Source organism: Salinirubellus litoreus, assembly GCF_037335815.1.
Classification (GTDB): domain Archaea; phylum Halobacteriota; class Halobacteria; order Halobacteriales; family Haloarculaceae; genus Salinirubellus; species Salinirubellus litoreus.
The window spans coordinates 3704417-3723696 of the sequence record NZ_CP147841.1 but is presented as its reverse complement, the minus strand read 5'-3'; the positions used below and the strand labels follow the sequence as shown (position 1 = coordinate 3723696).

Annotated in this window: 10 protein-coding genes and 1 pseudogene; 8 read left to right on the top strand and 3 right to left on the bottom strand. The window is 58.7% G+C overall.

Going from position 1 to position 19280, the window contains the following annotated elements:
* Nucleotides 1-266: 266 nt before the first annotated feature.
* The 6 genes from WDJ58_RS18570 (at nucleotide 267) to WDJ58_RS18545 (ending at nucleotide 11757) form a co-directional block, all read left to right on the top strand.
* Nucleotides 267-2291, top strand: coding sequence for a hypothetical protein (locus WDJ58_RS18570; RefSeq protein ID WP_338914791.1), 2025 nt, complete (start codon nucleotides 267-269; stop codon nucleotides 2289-2291).
* 282 nt (nucleotides 2292-2573) lie between these two features.
* Nucleotides 2574-2840 carry a hypothetical protein gene (locus WDJ58_RS18565; RefSeq protein ID WP_338914790.1) on the top strand — a complete coding sequence of 89 codons (267 nt, stop codon included), beginning with the start codon at nucleotides 2574-2576 and terminating at the stop codon, nucleotides 2838-2840.
* A gap of 124 nt (nucleotides 2841-2964) precedes the next feature.
* Complete coding sequence (locus WDJ58_RS18560; RefSeq protein WP_338914789.1) at nucleotides 2965-4059, top strand: DUF1616 domain-containing protein; 1095 nt, start codon at nucleotides 2965-2967, stop codon at nucleotides 4057-4059.
* A 206-nt stretch (nucleotides 4060-4265) separates the two neighbouring features.
* Complete coding sequence (locus WDJ58_RS18555; protein ID WP_338914788.1) at nucleotides 4266-5705, top strand: hypothetical protein; 1440 nt, start codon at nucleotides 4266-4268, stop codon at nucleotides 5703-5705.
* 520 nt (nucleotides 5706-6225) lie between these two features.
* Nucleotides 6226-10275, top strand: coding sequence for a carbohydrate-binding protein (locus WDJ58_RS18550; protein ID WP_338914787.1), 4050 nt, complete (start codon nucleotides 6226-6228; stop codon nucleotides 10273-10275).
* A 360-nt stretch (nucleotides 10276-10635) separates the two neighbouring features.
* Nucleotides 10636-11757: a glycosyltransferase gene (locus WDJ58_RS18545; RefSeq protein ID WP_338914786.1), complete on the top strand. Its 1122-nt coding sequence runs from the start codon at nucleotides 10636-10638 to the stop codon at nucleotides 11755-11757.
* A gap of 309 nt (nucleotides 11758-12066) precedes the next feature.
* Here the strand turns inward: WDJ58_RS18545 and WDJ58_RS18540 are convergent, their stop codons facing one another.
* Complete coding sequence (locus WDJ58_RS18540; RefSeq protein WP_338914785.1) at nucleotides 12067-13257, bottom strand: glycosyltransferase family 61 protein; 1191 nt, start codon at nucleotides 13255-13257, stop codon at nucleotides 12067-12069.
* 336 nt (nucleotides 13258-13593) lie between these two features.
* On the opposite strand from WDJ58_RS18540, the gene WDJ58_RS18535 reads away from it, so the two are divergent.
* Both WDJ58_RS18535 and WDJ58_RS18530 read left to right on the top strand, forming a co-directional pair.
* Nucleotides 13594-14763 (top strand): glycosyltransferase family 4 protein, encoded by a 1170-nt coding sequence (locus WDJ58_RS18535; RefSeq protein ID WP_338914784.1) that lies wholly within the window; start codon nucleotides 13594-13596, stop codon nucleotides 14761-14763.
* Between the two features lie 524 nt (nucleotides 14764-15287).
* Complete coding sequence (locus WDJ58_RS18530) at nucleotides 15288-16703, top strand: flippase (RefSeq protein WP_338914783.1); 1416 nt, start codon at nucleotides 15288-15290, stop codon at nucleotides 16701-16703.
* 639 nt (nucleotides 16704-17342) lie between these two features.
* Here the strand turns inward: WDJ58_RS18530 and WDJ58_RS18525 are convergent.
* Both WDJ58_RS18525 and WDJ58_RS18520 read right to left on the bottom strand, forming a co-directional pair.
* On the bottom strand, nucleotides 17343-18500 hold the full coding sequence (locus WDJ58_RS18525; protein ID WP_338914782.1) for a hypothetical protein: 1158 nt from the start codon (nucleotides 18498-18500) through the stop codon (nucleotides 17343-17345).
* Nucleotides 18501-18804: 304 nt separating this feature from the next.
* Nucleotides 18805-19175, bottom strand: a pseudogene (locus WDJ58_RS18520) (HisA/HisF-related TIM barrel protein); the annotation flags it as partial.
* Nucleotides 19176-19280: the final 105 nt, after the last annotated feature.

Below are 19280 nucleotides of genomic sequence, written 5' to 3'. Positions count from 1 at the left end.
CATCTATGCACTGATCCCTCTTCATCGTCGTCTACGTCGCGTATCTCGATCGGAGGTCCCCGAGTCCTCTGGCGCTCACTACCCCAGCGTCAGCGAACGAGGGATCATGGTTCCGTTGTGCCCTCCAGTATGAAACCACGTCGGTCTCAAGGACCGACCGACGTCGTCGGTTATTTAACCGTCGTCGTACCATATCTGCGGACAGAAGGAGTTAGCTTGACCAGCACGAGTATGGATATGATATCATCTTCCGGAGGGGAGAAGGCATGAGCGACGCGGATTCCTTCCAGTCCAACTCCCTATCGGTGGTGGACCATCCCGCCCGCTACCTCTTCGCGGCTTTCGGTCTCCTGATGCTACTGACACTCGCCGTCGTGTACCGGTTCATCGGCGAGGTCACAGCGATCAAGGGGGGCTACGTCCTCCTGGGCATCCTGATCGCGGCTGCGCTGTACAGTACCCGAAGTGAAACGGGGACTCCGACCTGGCAGGCGGAACACATCAACCGTTGGTCGATCAAGATCGTGCTGCTTCTCACTGGTGTGGCATACATCGTGACGTACGTAACTGGCACTCGTCTAGCAGTCGTCGTCGCAGCCCTCGGGATCGGCTACTCACTGCTCGCCTATCAGGTGCTGTTCGGTGGGGCGACGAGGGCCGTCGTCCCACAACTCGTGATCCTCTTCACCGTGAGTCCCATGACCAAGTACCTGTCGACGGGGTTCTACTACGGCGAGACCGACCTTCTCAGTCACACGAGGGCGATCGAGGTCCTCTACCGGACCGGTCAGATCGAATCGATCGGACCGGTGTATGCGAGCTACGACTCGTTCCCTGCGCTTCACATCACGGCCGGGGCCGTTGGTTCGTTCACCGGGCTCCCGGCCTACGACTCCTTGATCGTTTTAGGGATACTCTCGTATACGGTCGCAGTCCTGGTAGTGTACTACCTGAGTCGGGACCTGCTGTCGCCGTCGAAGGCCATCGCGGTGACGTTCGTCTTTTCAACGCTGAGCGTCGTCCACAACTACACGACGTACTTCTTCCCACAGGCGTTCGCGACCGTACTCGTCTTCTTCCTGCTCTATGTGACAGTTCGGCGGGAATCGGTCCCTGAACGGTATCACGCGGCGCTGTCCGTGATCGCACTACTGGCCGTGGGAGGACTCGTGTTCGCACACCACGTGACACAGATCCTGTTCGCTGGGATGGTCGTCACCCTGTACGCCCCTTCGGTTCTGAAGACGATGGAGTTCGGGCGGGAGTGGAAGGTGAACGACGCGTTCCCGAGGCTCGTTCCGATACTCTTCGCGCTCACCGCAGGCATTACACATCTCGTCACCGCCAGGGTCAGTATAGTCGATTACTTCGTCCAGTTCACGACGAGCAAGGTCTCGGATCCCTTCGTCAGCGATACCGGTGGCGAGCGGACGGTGTTCGGATTTGGAACCGATATCCCGTACCACACGCCCCGTGTCGCCTTCGAGAGTCTCTTCGCTGTCGACGGCCTGTACTTCATCGGGCTGACGGCGCTGTTCGTCGCGGGCGTGGTGGGAGTGTTCGTTCGGTACACCCAGTATACGAAGGTAGCGGGGGCCGTGATCCTGGGGTTAGGCAGTGCACTGGCCGTGTTGAAAACCCCACTTCTCAATACGGTCTCCCGGTTGAGCCTGCCGCTGACGTTGTTTTTCTCGGTAATCGCTGGAATCGGGCTCTGGCATCTCAGTAGAGGGCTCGGTGACTCGACCGACTGGGGTTCGGTAGGTGGGATCGGGGTCAAGCGTGCGATCCTCCTCGTGCTTATCGTCACCGTCGGTGTCACCGGACCGCTCACCGCTGGTGACGACCTGTACGGCCTCCACGCCGGACCGAATATGTGGGAGACGTACTCGACTCCCGAGCAGCAGGTCGACTTCTCCGAGCAGGAACTGCGGGAACTAGAGACAATGGTGAGATACGTGGACCTGCACAACCCTGAGATCACGATGCTATGGGTGACCAGAGAGGCGTCCCACCGGTTCAGCGATCAGGGACGCATGGAGGCAGCAGACGTCTCGTCCGATGGGATACGAGCGGATAGTGCGTTGGTATACCGGACCCGATGGACCGAGCATCAAGTCGGCTATGCGACTGACGTCGCCGGCACCTTATACATCGCCGACTGGTGGCTCTATCGGGAAATAAATGCGACGAACAAGGTTTACACGACCGGAATGACCGGGGTAGTGTGGGAGCGAAACGTATACCTGTCTAATAATAGGTCGAGTGGGCGACGAACAGTAGCACGGTGATATATAGCTGAATCACACCGTCTAGTTGAACCAGTCTGAGAACGTGAACCGTTCATGGGCCGAGTGCCTACGTCGCTCCAAGAGCTGCTCGAGAAGATGTTCGAGTGGAGCGGTTCGAGTGTTGGCAGCGGAAGTAGACGACGACTACGTCCGTCTCCCTGCCGACCGCGGCGGCGGGGACTTTCCTGTTCCCCTGTCACCTGTGTGCGCTTCAGTACCACCCGTCGGCGGTAACGTTTTTAGTGACCTCCGGTGTACCTTTCGGCAGTCCTGTGTGGTCTCATGGAGAAGTCATACATCGTCCCCGATCCCCTGGCGTGGGTTGCCCTCCTGCTCTTCGTCTGGGCGTGTCTCGGCGCCTGGTTCTGGAGGTTCGGTGGGACTTACCTGTCGGTCTACGCCTCCCTCTTGTACGTCTCGTTTCTCGGTGTCGTGGAACTCGGCTCGGCGCTCGGGTTGCAGCTCCCGAATCGGGAACTCCTCAACCTCACGATCGCTATCGGATTCGGCGGATGGATGCTCAGCCTCTCCGTGTACGTCATCTTATGAGAGCTAGTCAGGTAGTGTCGGACGATTACGCGGGACGGAATGGGGCGCAGGGCCGGAACGGTCCGTCGCCGACAGCGGGTAATCGACGGTCCGTCGGGTCTACGGGTTCCAGGGGAGTCACTCGATGACCGACGGGAGCACCGGAGCCGGTCGCGAAACAGTGCCTGTCGACCTGGCCGCGGTCGTCGGGCTCGTGTCCGTCACGGCCGTCCTCGCGTACTGGCCGTTCGAGCTTCCGGCTCCGCTGGCTACGTTACGAACAGTACTGGGCCTTTTCAGCGTGCTGCTCGCGCCGGGATACGCGACCCTCGCGGCGTTATTGCCCTATTCCATGGAGGAATCCGGATCGGATCCCGCCGAGTGGGTCAGACTACCGGGCAGTCAGAATACCTCGCTACCTGGGTGGACGGCAGCCGGTCTGAACCGGTCGGAGTGGGTAGGGCTATCGGCACTAGTCAGCGTCGTCGTCGTCCCGGTGCTGGGTATCCTGTTGAGTCTCGCCTCCGTCAGGATCGTCCCGATGACGATCGTCCTCACAGTAGCCGTGTACACCCTCCTGCTGGCTTTCGTGGCCACTCTCCGCCGGTGGATGAGCGAAGAGGGGACGTTCGCATCGCCCGTCGGAGGATCCGGCTCATGGATTGACCGATTGAGAACCCCCCCGACCAGGATCGATGCGATCCTCAACATCTCGCTCCTGATCCTGGTACTCGTCGGCGGGGCGATCGTCGTCGCCCCGTCGGTGGGACAGGACACGGCGGAGTTCACCGAGTTCTACGTCCTCAGTGGAGACGAGTCCGGCGATCCCACGATGAGCGAGTACCTATCGACAGTTGGACCGAACGACACGGCCCGGATCCAGGCAGGCATTACGAACAACGAGCACCGCCGGCTGAACTACACGGTCGTCGTCCAGATTCAGCGGACCGAGTTGACGAACCGGTCGGTAAGGGTCCTAGACCGGAGACAGGCGAGTCGATTCAGTGTCGAACTGGCACACAACGAGAGCGTCAGGATCCCGTATCGATTCACGTCGGCCGAGGCCGAAACCGGTTGCCGAGTCACCTTCCTCCTCTACGCAAACGACGTCCCTGCGTCGCCGAGGATCGGGAACGCGTATCGCGAACTTCACCTCTGGCACACCGACGACCCGCCGGGCGGGGATGGCGATTGCTCCTCCCTCGACGCGGTTACCGTACGAGTGGACGAACAGGCGTAAAGCCTCAAGCGTTCCGTTCTGCTGGGGGGCGGGTCGGCCCCCCATGACCGTGGCTGTGATGCAGAATGGCGTAACATCAGCGAGTGTCCTTACGCCCGTCTTATCAACGATCGCGACGCGCCTCGGTCCAGTTCCCTCCGAACGGCCCGGAACGCGTTCGTATCTCGATCAGAAGCTTAAATATTTCTACTACCGATGGCCGTTCTATGACTCTTACTGATTCCGTGGTCTCTACCCGATATAGCGATATCCATGAGCAGTTTTTAACGATTGAGGCCGACCTCGATCTATTCTCGCTCGCCGTTGATGGGGTACACATCTGGGAGCTGATTCGCTACGACGTGTTCCAGGAAATCATGTTCGCTACGGAGGTCTGGTACCACCACGAACCGCTAAGTCGAGGGGTTCGAGACCGACTCAAGGGAGCGTATTTGCTGGCCCGGAATACCGTGATTCGAAACCCGTTTTTCACACCCGAGTCGGATCTACTCTTTCATGGGCTCTCCAGGCGGAAACGGATGGATGATGGCCGCTGGTGGGACATCTACTGCGATCCGATACACGAGGCGTCGGACGCGGACTACCAGCAGGTTGAAGAGCCGTTCCTGAACCGGCACTTCAGGCCGGCCAAGACCGACAACCTCCGCTATCTGGACCTGATCCACTACTTCGGGAGCCTGAGCGGGGAGTTCGGTCTCGGGTCAATCTCCCCGAACGAACGGGAGTGGGGTAAACTCCGGGCGACCCACGAACGGATCCGATCTGACTTCGACGTCGAAGTGGACGTCACCGGGAAAGCCCTGAACAAACTGCGGCGTCACAAGGCGACGGTCGGTCTGTACGAGCGGGTACTCAACCGGGTCGACCCCGAACTCGTCGTTCTGGTCGCGAGTTCGGGGAAAGAGACGTTTATTAGTGCTTGTAAGAACCTGGACATACCGGTCGCGGAACTACAGCACGGACACATCAGTGAATACCTGATAGAGTACTCCTTCCCTGGCGACCGGACGAAACGGACCTTTCCGGATTACTTCCTTACTTTCGGGGAATTCTGGAACCATACCGGTGCGTATCCGATCGATCAAGACCACGTCATCAGCGTGGGTTCCCCGTATCTCGACAGGTGCAAGGAGACTTACGCCGATGTCGAGTCGACCGATCAGATACTTTTTATGTCCCAGTGGATGATCGCCCCGGGCCTATCCAAGTTCGCCGTAGACCTCTCGGAGCAGCTGGAAACGGACCGGGACATCGTCTACAAGCTCCACCCCAACGAGTACGAGAACTGGCAGCGGCTATACCCGTGGCTCGCCGAATCGAGCGTTGATGTCGCCGGTCCCGACGGACGGGCACTCCACCGGCTGTTGGCCGAATCCGGTGCCCAAGTGGCCGTCTACTCGACGACCATCTTCGAGGGGCTCTCCTATGGCCTAGACACCTATCTGGTCGAACTTCCCGGTGTCGAACACATGGCTCCCTTGATCGATCGGGGCGATGCGACGCTGGTCGACTCCCCGGAACGATTGAGCGAGGAACTCCGGGACTCACAGGACGGTTCGGGAACGAAACCGGATTTCTTTCGAGAGAACAGTCTGAACCGGGTGTGCGAGGTGATACGAGACCTTCAGAAAGGCGGGGACGGGTAGCTGCTCACGGCACACGCTTTCCGCCGAGACCGGGGACAGAGTCGGGAGGGCGGGTGGGAACGGAGGCCACGAACTCGCACACGAAGGTGTGGTAGTTACGAACGGCCGTATGGCGCCTCGAGCGAATCATCGGGACGACGGCCGTGAACCAGTCTGTCCCGTGGGCTCTTCCTCTCGCGCTACGGTGCGCTGTACCGGATCCGCTTGGGAGGTGAAGAACCCCGCCGACAGTTGGTCTATCCCATAGTCGGAATCCGTGTGGACCGCTGTCGATGACGCACCGCGAAAGGACGGGAACATCTCGGAATCGAATTAGAGGTCGATATTGAGATAAATATGTATTAGGAGAGATATCTCTCTCGGTCTCCAGCTCTGGATGCACTTTCTTACAGGTCCGGGCTCTATGATATATCAGCCTGGTCGAGATGGTATGCATATTTTCCGTAGCTATAAACCATCATCAGTATCACGAAATATACTCGTGCGAATCTATTTTTTTACACCTCTTCGAGATGTGAATGTGACTCGCGACAGCACGACGGACCAGCCACGAGAACCCGACGACGACGGCCGAGCATGGATGGGGCGGCGGTCGTACCTCCGCGGCACGGTGCTCGCGGGAGCACTACTCGGCGCCGGGGTCGGATTCGGATCCAGCGGCGTAAACGGCCTCGTTCAGCCGGCGTACGCGTATACGTCCGAGGGCACGGAGATCATTCGCTCGACGGAGTCGATCGCCGTTACGACGGAGGAGACGGAACCGAACGACGATCAGGAGAGTGCCACGTCGGTCGACGTCAATCGCGGCGCCGAGGGGAGCCTCACCGCGGACGAACACGACTGGTTCGCGACGAAGGTCGACGCCGACCAGCAACTCACCATCGCCTTCGAGCGCGTCAGCGGCTCGGGTAACGCGGCCGTCGCCGTCTACAAGACGGACGGCACGTTCGCGGATCTTCTCGTCGAAGGGACGGCACCGAACGAGCTGACGGTCACCCCCGACGCGGCCGGGACCATGTTCGTTCAGGTGATCGATCTCAACGACGGTGCGGGCTCGTACCGACTTCTCGTCCACGACAGCACGTACCAGGAGCCGACACCGACTCCCACGTCGACGCCGACTCCCTCGCCGACGCCGGAGCCGTGTGATTCGACGACGACCTTCGCGCCGAACGCGACCGGCCGGATCGTCGCGGAGGCCGAACACTTCACCGCACAGCACGCCACGGCTGAACGGCAGTGGTACCGCGTCTCGGAGGGGTCCGAGCCGGACGTCTCGCCCGACCCCGACGGCAGTCACGCGTCGACGGCGAGCAACGGCGAGTACATCGAGATCCTCCCGGACACGCGCGTCACGCACGACGACCCACTCGAAAGCGGTGTGAATTTCGACGACTATCCGACCGACGGTGACCCGATGGCGATCGTCGACTACCCCGTCGAGTTCGACCAGCCCGGCCGGTACTACGTCTGGGTGCGTGGGCTCCGGACCGGGAGCGAGGACAACGGCGTTCACGTCGGCGTCGATGGCACCTGGGAGCGGTCCGGGGCACGGATCCAGTGGTGTACGCCGCACGGTGAGTGGCACTGGCGGAGCCGTCTCCGCACGTCCTCGAACCACTGTGGCGACCCCGACGTCCGTGCGTACATCGACGTCGACACCGCGGGCACGCACACCGTGCAGTTCGCGATGCGCGAGGACGGGTTCGAGATGGACAAGTTCGTCCTCACTCGGGACGAATCGTATCAGCCCTCCGGGCTCGGCGAGGCCGAGAGCCTGAAGAGCGCCTGCGAGATCTCGACGCCAACGCCAACGCCGACGCCCGGGCCCGCGCCGGCACCGACGCCCTCCGGACACGTCTGGCTCGAGGCCGAGTCGGCCCGTGACGGCGCGAACTTCGACCCGTTCGAGATCCGGACCGACGCCGCGGCCGCCGGTGGCGAGTACATCGTCACCCCGGACCAGGGCCGGGACAACTACGACGGGCCCCCGGCAGCCGGCCACGCCGAATACACGTTCGACCTCGCGGCCGACGACGACTACGTCCTGTGGGGCCGGACCAGAGGGCAGTCGAACGGCAACACGTTCTACGTGGGGGTCGACGGCAGTCCCGACACCGAGTGGCACGTCGAGTTGGGCGACGAGTGGCGCTGGAGCAAGCTCCCACTGTCGCCCACGCTTTCGGCTGGCACCCACAAACTAACGATCGCGTACCGCGAGGACGGGACCGCCCTCGACAAACTACTCGTGACGGACGATACGGGCTTCACGCCGTCGGGAACGGGCGGCGACACCACGACAGCCACGCCGACGCCCGAACCCACGCCCACGGCGACGGCCACGCCGACCCCCGAACCGACACCTACGCCCGATCCACGTCAGCCGGCGTACACCGACCACGACGTGTCGCGAATCGAGGCCGAAGCGTACGACGAGGGCGGGGAGGGTATCGCGTACCACGACGTGGACGGGCAGAACTCCGGCGGCGCGTACCGGGACGAGGGTGTGGATATCCAACCGACGACCGACGACGACGGCTACAACGTCGGGTGGATCGAAGACGGCGAGTGGATCGAGTACACCGTCGATCTCGCCGCGGGGACCTACGAGCTCCGCGCCCGCGTCGCGTCGATCCACGACGGGACGAAGCTGCGGGCGATCCTCGACGGCGAGGTCATCGGAACGTTCGACGTGCCGAACACCGGCGACTGGCAGAACTGGCAGACCGTGACGCTCACCGGCCTCGATATCAGCGGCGGGCGGGTCCTTCGACTCGAGGCGCTCACCAACGGTGCGGAGTACGGGTTCAATATCAACTGGGTCGGCTTCGCTCGGACCGACACGTCGACCGCGACGCCGACGCCGACGCCGACATCGACTGCGACGCCGACTCCCTCGCCCGACGGCCCGAGGGTGTCCGGCGAGATGAAGGAGTGGCATCGTGTCACGCTCGCTTTCGAGGGCCCATCCACGGACGAACGGGCGGATCCGAACCCGTTCCTCCAGTACCGACTCAACGTCACGTTCACGGGTCCCAGCGGCCAGGAGTACGTGGTTCCGGGATTCTACGCGACGGACGGGAACGGTGGCGAGTCGGGCAACGTCTGGAAGGCACGATTCGCCCCCGACGAGGCTGGTACGTGGAGCTACCGTGCCTCGTTCAGAACGGGGACCGACGTAGCCGTCAGCCTCGATCCGACGGCCGGGTCCGCAACGTCGTTCGACGGCGCGAGCGGGACGTTCTCGGTGGCGGAGTCCGACAAGTCCGGTCGTGACTTCCGGGCGTACGGTACCCTCAAGAACCGTGGGGACCACTACCTGCAGTTCCCCGACGGGACGCGGTGGCTCAAGTGTGGTCCGGACATCCCGGAGAACTTCATGGGGTACACCGGGTTCACGAACCAGCCCAACGCGGCGCACGACTACGCCGCGCACCGCGACGACTGGGAGTCCGGTGACCCCGACTGGAACAGTGGCGACGGAAAAGGAATCGTCGGCGCGATCAACTACATCGCGTCGACGGGGTCGAACTGCGTCTACTTCCTCCCGATGAACGTCGGGGGGGACGGGAACGACACCTGGCCGTTCGTCGATATGGACGCCAAAACCAGGTACGATGCCGACAAACTCCGGCAGTGGGAGACCGTGTTCACCCACGCCCAGTCCAAGGGCGTGTTCCTCCACGTCGTGCTGGCAGAGACGGAGTCGGCGAACGAGAACTACTTCGACGACGGTAACCTCGGCGTCGAGCGAAAGCTGTTCTTCCGCGAACTCACCGCTCGGTTCGGTCACCAGCCGGGTCTGCAGTGGAACCTCGGCGAGGAGAACGACTTCACGACGACGCAACACGAGCGGTTCTCGGCGTACCTCCACGATGTCGACCCCTACGACCACCCCGTAGCGGTCCACACGCGTGATGGCGACGAGAGTGTATACGATTCGCTCCTCGGCAACGACGACATCGAGATGACCAGTTTCCAGGGCGCCTGGGACTGGAAGGGTGACACGCTGGCGAACGTGGTCCAGAAGTGGCGGCGCCAGTCGGCGAACGCCGGCGCTCCCTGGGTCGTAAGTCTCGACGAACCGTACGGAGTCGAGAACGACCACGACGATCGGGACCGGGGGCTCCCGCACGGCCGTGTACGTCAGATGTGGCCGACGTTCATGAGCGGCGGCGGTGGCTTCGAGTGGTACGTCATGCAGGACGGTGGTGGCCACTCGCTCGACCAGGATATCGACGACCTCCGTGACATCGCCCCCGCGCTGGAGTGGAGCGGATACCTGCTCGACTTCTTCGATCGGATACCGTACTGGCAGATGGAGGTCGTCCACGGCCAGGTCTCGGGGGGAGACGGATACATGCTCGAAGATTCGGGTCGGACCTACGCCGTCTACCTCCCGGACGGGGACGAGGTCAGCCTCGACCTCTCGGCCGGAGAGTACCAACTGACTTGGTTCGATCCTGGCAGCGGATCGGAGACCGACGGTGGGACGATCAGCGGCGGGGACAGCACGGCGCTCGGTCGGCCCCCGTTTGACGGCGACGCGGCTGCCCTCCTCCAGGGGTAGGGTAGTCCGGTAACCTCTCCTGCCTCGCGACTGAGGCAGGCGTGTCGCTGCTCCCGACTAGGGGTGTGTCGCGCGTTCCTACGGTCTCTTTGTATTTCGTCACCGGTGTTCGAGACCGGTTCTGCCCATGTGAGAGCGTGATTAGCGTGCAGTGACACTGAACAACCAGATGATGGTTCTTGGTACTATACGGGGGACTGTAGAGGTATCTGGGCGGGCTATATACGAGAGAGCGACGGACTCATCCGATAAGATCGTGGTTTGTCGCCTGTTGATCACAGTCCCGCCAGGAAAGTTGACGACCGGTGCAGTGACAGAGGTGATAAACGATTTATTCTCCCCTATCGTCGGGGTGGAGTGATGGATGCTGCTCACACACCCTCCGTCGCTATTCTCCACGATAATTTTCCGACAATAGGGGGTGCAGAGCGAGTGGTTATCGAGGCTGCACGTATTCTTGATGCCCCCATCTACACCGCGTATATATCTCCGGATGTACGGATCCCATCGGATGTACCGATCTACCCGGTGAACCAGTCTAAGTACACCAGTGGTGTATTAAGTCGCATCGTTGACTCGCCCGGAGCAGTTGCAGACCAGATGCGCACGTGGAGCCTGATGCTGGATCTCAGCGATATACCTGAGCTCGATGACTACGATGTGATACTCGAAAGCAATCATGCCGCGAAACACTACACACCTTCAGAGAATCAGCGAGTCCTCAACTATGTCCACACGCTACCACAGTACTATTACAATCTATATCATTACACCTTGGAACAGTTCGATTATCCCGTTATCTCCTCACTCCTCAAACTATATATCAAAACGTGTAGGCTGATGGATAAGGAGGCGAACGATTACGTTGATCAATTTATCGCCAACAGCGAAGTAACGAAAAATCGCCTGGACACGTACTACGACCGGTCCTCGGAAATCGTCTACCCTCCTATTATCGGAGACTGGCGGAACGAAGGCGATGACGGCTACTACGTCACCTGGTCTCGGCTCTCGAAAAAGAAGCGTATCGTTATGATTGCCAGGGCTTTCGAGAGCCTCGATGAACGGCTCGTCATTGCCGGTGATGGACCGGAAAAAGACCGACTCCGTTCGATCGCGCGTGGGCACGAGAACATCGAGATTCGTGGGTACGTCGACGATATAGAATCATTGGTGGCGAATGCCACCGCGGTGATCTATGCTCCCGTACAGGAGCCGTTTGGTATGGTCGGTGCCGAAGCCCTCCGAGCAGGAAAGCCCATAATCGGGGTCAGTGAAGGATTCCTCCAGCATCACATCACTCCCAAAACAGGCCGGACGTTCGACCCGGATACGCAATCGCTCGTCGAAGCGGTCCGGAGTTTCGACCCTGCCGAATTTGACACTGAAGAAATACAAGCACACGGTGAACGATTCGACAGGAAGCACTTCGAAGACTCGCTACTGTCCGTGATCGAGAGATCTAGCTGGAACAACGATTAACCCCGATACCCACCGAGGCGTATGTATAGATCCGAGCTGAGTTCGTTGCCTAAACCGGACAAAGAGAGAGAGAGAGATGTAGACGTGGGTAACCCGGAATCCAGAACGTATTTTAGAGGGAGAGAAGAGGCTACGTATCGTTTATTTACTTAGATTACATAACAAGATATTATATTATGGGGAGATACCATATTGTGGAGACCGTTCGTTCTCTGTCGAGGTAGTTTTTGCCCCGATCTCGTCGTAACCCCTGTCCTGTCCGCCGAACTGCTCCTCTCTCGGACGACTCGTCGATGATCTGTCGCTCGATTAGATGCCGAGCGCGTTTAGCCGTGATCTCAAATCCGGGATATCGACGAGCAGGTCGCCGTCTGTCGTCGATGATACGATCGGCTCGTACTCGAAGTCGAACATGTCGGAGATGTAGTAGAAATATGGTGTCTTTTTGTACTCTGGGAGCAGTTCGATAACGAGCGGATCGTTGGCAAAGAGCATATTGACTAGCCCTGCGCCATGAGGGCCCATGACGATATCCGCATCGGCGAAGAGTTCGACTTGCTCCTCGAACGTTAACTCCTCAAGTACGTAGGTGGTGAACCCGTAGTCACGGAGGAGTTCGACCAACGCATCGTAGTTCGCCACTTTACGGCTCCGACTGGACTGCACCTTCTGACGGGAGACGTAGATCCGCTCCTTACCGCCGGTGTTCCCGTCGGAAATGTTGGACCGCATCCTCGTCCGCACCCACTCTAATCCGGTACGTGACGGATCGTACCTCGAGCGGTGGGGTGCGCGGTTTTTGAGCCCTTGAAGCTGGTGAATCGGCAAAACCAGTCGTTTCACACGTCTCTCTACGTTCGTCCACTCACGATATCTGAGTGGGTCAACTCCGGCGAGGTGCAGGCTCTGTCGGACGAAATCACGAGGTTGAGATTCGACGAGGACCGTCGGTGTTCTACCGGTCTGGCGTTCGTAGTGCTCCAGTAGTCGGAGCTTGGGGAGGTATTCCACGACCCAATGATAGTAACTCGCGTCCGGCGATATCAGCGGGAAGACGCAGTCCTCCTCGTAGTACGGGGCCGTATACGAATAGATATTCAACAACCGTCGGATAAAGATGGCGAATACCGAGGGGGGGACGTGTAGGTCGTCCGGTCTCTTCAACAGGTTGAGATCGAACTCCTCCGAACGAATCGACTCGATCACGACCTGGTGATCTTCCGAGAAGACAACCGCGTTCGGCCCGACGATGTGACCGTCCTCTATCTCTATCACGAACGGGCGAGCAGGCGAGAACTCCATTGGATACCCATCAAACAACCGCTCGCCGGTCCCGGTGTAACACTGAGATATCTCGATGGGATCTTCTTCCTCTATATACCAAATCGCCTCACGCTGCTCGGCGAGCCTCTGTACCTCCTCTCGAGAGAGCGACCGCCGATTTATTAGCGCTGTGATGAGTTTGTTTGGGAGGAATCTGGCGGCTCGATAGGCGAACATGCGGGGCCCGTCGTGAAGGGCGATTGCGTATGCTTGACGTACTAAGTTTGACACCTGATCAGATCGGTTCATATTCGTTGCGATCGGCCTTCGTCTGTCTGATATTGGTGTCATGCAATATGAATTTCCCGGATAGTACGACTGATAAACAGTACGAAACTATCTCGCAATCGTGGACGCTGTAACAAGCCCTCTATACGGACACAGGAAAACAGATAGCGAGACGGCGGCTTCGGAGGGTGACGATCCGGGTCGGTATTGTAGGACCGGTGGTCGTTGATGTATTAGACGATAGTAATAATTATCTGTTAATTGGTTGTACTGGAGACGAGAACGATGGACAGAGAGACCGCAGTAGCGATTATTCACAACACGATTTCACCCTACAGGAACGATCTCTTCGAACGAATCAGCGAGCACGTGGATCTGATGGTATATTTTTGCTTCGAGGAGGAGAGCGATCGTCTCTGGGACACGTCACTGGAGGGGTATACATTCGATCGTCACTTGCTTCGATCGGCTAATGTCGGCCCGTTCGTCCTGAATTATTTACTACCGATACGAATCCTCCTGAGCGACCGAGACGCGTACGTCGCGGTAGACACCTTTTCGACTATCGTCACGACGTTCTTGACGCTGCTGGTGTCGAAAATAAGACACAAGCCATTCGTTCTCTGGTCAGGAGCGATGAAGACCCCGACCTCGTACGAACGTCTTCCAGAACTCATACATAACGCTTCGACCAGCCCGGTCCTGAAGCGAATAGGAATCGAGTGCTTGAAAAGGTTCGAGACAGCCTACAGGAAAATACTGTACCGTCATGCCGATGCCTTCGTCGCATACAGTAACAAGGCGCGCGAGTATCTGATCGCTCGAGGCGCGGACCCCGACGACATCTTTGTTGGTGGGCAGGTGATGCCCGATAGTCAATTGCCCACCCCGCCGGACTCCGAGAAGGTTTTAGCAAATAATGGGAAAATCACTATTCTATCGCTAGGATATCTTCGGGACGTGAAAGGAATCGACTTCCTTATCGAGGCGTTCTCGGAGATAGAACACGAGGACGTGAGGTTAGTAGTCGCTGGGGATGGTAATAAACGCGAAGAACTAGAAAGACAGGCCGAACGAGATGACCGCATCTCCTTCGTCGGATACGTCGAAGGGGACACTAAGGCCGCGTACTACTCCGAGGCGGACATCTTCGTTCTCCCTACGCTCCATGACCCTTGGGGGCTGGTACTTAACGAATCGATGCACTACGGCCTTCCAGTGATCACAACGAATGCAGCTGCTGGCGCGGAGCACCTCGTTCGCGGTAACGGCATCGTCGTTCCTCCAAAAGATCCACACGCACTTCGGAATGCCCTGTCGGTACTGATTCACAATAAGGATCTCAGGGATCAGATGTCCGAACGTTCAAAAGAGATTATAGCTGAAGAGAACACTATGTCACAGGGTATTAAACCATTCCTCGAGGCGCTTGATCACGCCTCTGATGAATCCTGACGATATCAAACCGGACCGTAGATCAACAGAGATCGGAGATAGTGTGTGGTAACACCACAGTCGTGGCAAATATTAGGCGCGCCCTCTAATGGCCCCCGCGGACTTACTTGGAGATATGGAGTGCGCTCTGCCCCGGGCAGAGTCCGCGCCCCTCGAAACTTCTGCCGACTCTCCCCAGGGGCTCTAGGTGAACTTCCTCTCGTGCCCCCATGAGTGAAATGAAGTTCCGGGAATACGAGGGGGAGAACCCACTTATCCAGTAGTGCTTTCATATCGACAGTTATAATATAAATATGCACGCGATTTCGTACGAATGTCCGGGATCTATCCGACGAAACAGTAACACTAAATGTGATACCCGGCTACGAGATATCACCTTGTTTCCTGCCTCCTTGGATTCCGATCACTTTGTTTCCAGTAATCACAAAACGATACGTATGTGTGTCCTCTCCGTGTGATTCCACCGCGCAACCTCGTCGAGACACTCCAGATCGGCAGTTGATATTCGAGAGAACGGACTGGATATGAATATCGCAAAAGCCAGCTCAAAGCTGTTTGGTGCGCAGGGATTCAATACCATCGTCGGGTTCGTAGCTATTGCTTTCTTCGCTCGTGAGCTCGGGGCGGGACGGATGGGCGTTTACTTTCTGTTTCAGGCGACCCTGAACATACTCGCCCTGTTCTCCGATCTCGGGCTCGGAGGTGCTATAGAGAAGCGCATCAGCGAGGGCCAGCCCGGAGACGAAGTCCTATCGACAGGGTTACTCATGAAATTGATTCTGACGGTACCCGTTTGCCTAGTCGTCTTAGTCTTCGAGGGGAGAGTGAACAACTACATCGGCGCGGATGTAGTCATCCTCCTGCTCGTCGCTCTCGTGCTCCGGGAACTGGCTCAGACACTGCAGAAGGTTCTCAGCGGGGAGAAACGAATCGGGAAGCGGGCACTGCCGGATATGGCACGACAGGTCGTATGGTTCGGTGTCGGTGGTGTACTCGTCACGCTCGGGTATGGGGTAGTCGGAATGATCTATGGACTGATTCTCGGGAACGGGGTGATGTTCCTCTGGAACTGGCACCGCTCGGAGAGTACGCTCGGGTCACCATCGATAGAGAGTGCTCGGTCGCTTCTGAGGTTCTCGAAGTACCACGTCGTCTCGAGCGCTCAGGGTTATATTTACAGCTGGATGGACGTGGCTATCATTGGCTTCTTTTTGACGACGGAGGCAGTGGGAGCATACGAGATCGCGTGGCGTATCACCGAGGCGGTTATTGTCCTTACCAATGCGGTCGCGGAATCCATCCTCCCCCAGATCAGTGAATGGCACGCCGATGGCCAGAAAGACAAGATTAAAAGTCTGATTTCAGACGCCACGATACCGTCACTTCTCCTCGTCATCCCGGCGTTTGGCGGTGCATTGGTACTCGGATCGGAGATTCTAGGATTGATGTTCGGACCGGAGTACACGATCGCTTCGATCGTTTTTATCGTGCTCTCGGGCGAGAAGATACTGCAAGCGTTTTATCGGTTGTTCCACCGGTCGCTACACGCCATCGATCGACCGGACTTGGCCGCCCGCGGAATCATCATAACATTAGCGTTGAATCTCGTGGTCAACCTGTTGTTGATTCGGCCTTTCGGAATTGAAGGCGTAGCAGTCGGTACCTTGCTATCGTTCGGCGTAGGGGCGTTCTTGTTTTGGCGGAGCTTGGCCCAAACAGTTCCTGTCACCATACCTGTCGGTGAGCTCGCTTGGTGTGGGGTTGCGACGATGGTCATGACAGCCGTGATTGCTGGCCTTCGGACTGAGTTGGCCGTTGACGGGTTGCCAGTTTTAATCGGATTGATTATATTTGGTGGTGGTGTTTATTTCGTAACTCTCTCTGCCTACCGTCCACTGCGGTACCGACTGACAAGGAACATTCGGGGCGTTGTGACTTGAAACAGTCTGATGTTGGATTGTGACGGCTTGTAGATCAAGGATCGTCGTTGGTCATGTTCACCACATTCTGGAACTGCCCGCTTGGCCGATCCAACTGATCCGTCATAGAACGCTGGGCCTTCGTTAACGTAGAGAGACCCGTCGCGATAGGCGATGCGGCCCTTAGGTGGTGTCGAGGTCGCGGATGTCTGTGATGTGCTTCCATTCGGAGATCATATATGTCCCTCTTCCGCGAGGGAGGTTGATACGGGTGTTACGAATAATAGTCCCCGAAACGAGTCGGTACTGTTGTCACCGATGATGGCACGGGGGAGGAAGTCGATGCCACCCTTCTCTCCGTGTATCATTTTAACCACACCGAGTTCAAAGAACGCCCTATCGTTACGAATCTCGGTCGCGGCTGTGTCTATCCCTTGGCAACTGGCGAGCGGGGGGCACACTACCCAACTTGGCCAACGATACACAGCAAATGTGCTGGTCTCCAACTGCTTCCCAACGACTCGGACGAGCCGTCCGAGGTCTCCAGCGTCTGAGAGGCATCGGTCGTAGCCACCACCCTCGTCGCTGGTCTCCTGGACGTCGACTTCCCCATCGTTGTAGCCGCCCTTGTTATCGCTGTCGGAAGGGAATCCGACGACCTCAGGTGAGCGTCGTCTCGTTGCCGGCATCGTCGACGGCAACGAGATCCCCCGAGCCATCGAGATAGATACGCGCACCGTCCGTGCCGAACGACACTTCGCCGTCGCCGACGTTGACGTTCGCACCGCCGGTCGGGAACTCGAACTGGATACCGTTGCCGCCGTAGAACGTGACGTTGTGGAGTGCCGACCCCCCGGCAAAGTCGTTCTCCATGCGGTAGAACGCGCAGTTGATGATAAGCGGACCGTAGAACGTCGCGTTGTTCGGGTCGTAGATACCGGTATCGTTGCTCAGTTGCGTCCCCGCGTTCTCGAACTTGAGGTCGCGGAACGTCGACCCGGTCATCCGGTTGTGGTCGAGAAACAGACAGTTCGCTCCATCCCTGCCCGGGCGGAACGTCGTCTCGGTGAACGACGAGTATTTCATGTTTCCTTTGGTTTTCACACAGTAATCATTACCCTGGAAATGGCACTCGCGGATTTTCGTCTCTTGGAACGAGTCGGTGCCACTCCCGCCGGTCTCGCTGGCCATCCGGAACTGGACGCAGCGGTCGCCGCGGATGAAACAGTCCCGGATCTTCGTGTGCTCCGACCAGAGGTCGTGATTTTCGATACTGACACCAAACGCATCACCACTGCTGTTCTCGATGTTGTCAACCTGCGTGGGCGAGACGACACAGCCGTAGCAATCTTTGAGACGGAGCCAGCCCGTCGGGTCGCCGGAAAACGTCCACAGGCCACCGATGATCTGGGGCCGGCGCTCGGCGATCTCGCCCTCGATAGTGATGGCGACACCGGAGCCGCCGTAGTCGATGGGTACGTTCTCGTCGATGAACAGTTGGACGCCGTGGTGGACCGAGTCGTCGATGGTGAGCTCCGTATCCCAGTTCCAGGCGGTGCCGTCGTCTTTCGGCGTGACGCGGACCACGCCACGGCCGTCGACGTTGTCAGCGAGCCATTGCAGGGCGTTGTCGACCTTCGACGCGAGCCCCGCCCCATCGAAATCGTTGGCGTGGACGCCGTTCATGGTGGCGGCTGGCTTGGAATCGCTCGCCAGCAACTCGTCGATTCTGGTAAAGTTATGGTTGAGCGGGATGTGCCACTCCTTGGTGCCTTCGTCGGGTCGATTCAGATCGAAGTTGTCGGTTGGTGTTGGCATTGTGGATCAATCACGACCGCATCACAGTTGCTTGAACCGATCCACCGCGTGCTGAGCGCCCGAGTTTGCCCGTCGGGCGCTCCTCCCTCGTTGAACGACGCGATCCGGACATCGATATCGTATGTCCCGGCCGCCACGCCGGCAGTGTACTCGGTCCCAAAGCGTTGTACCCTACTAAATTCCAAACAAAAGAGTGGCGTATTATATCGAGATAATACGACTAGAGTTAATTCAACTCGATCACGAAGGTGGCTGCGAGCGGTAGTAGAACGGCTTGTTCCAGCGTGATCTCGGGGGTACATGATCACCCCCTGGTCAACCCTTCTGACACCCTCTGTACTTCCCGGAGCGTGAATCGACTCTCGTACAGCGCCGTCCCGACGATCACCGCCGCCGCCGTCGCGCCAGCCGCCAGTGTCTGGCTGTCATCGGCCGAGGCGACCACCGGGATCGGCGTCGCCTCGACGACCGACGGACGGGCTCGGTCCGGACGCCTTCTAGCTGCCCCTCGACGTCCACGTCGGTGAACAGGATCCCGCCCGCGCCGAACTTCCCGTAGTAGATGGCGGCCTCAGCAGGGCTCTGCACCGTACCCTCGGCCCAATCCGAAACTACGACTTCGTGGCCCTTCATATCGAGCGAGACCAGGACGCTCTCCGGATGGATCCCGCTGATTCAGGTACACACCCTTACTCTATACCCCGCAGATGCGAGTAGACGAAACGAAATCGTGCCACTTTCCGAGCACGGGTCGTAGGGAATTTCTCGACTCTACCCCAC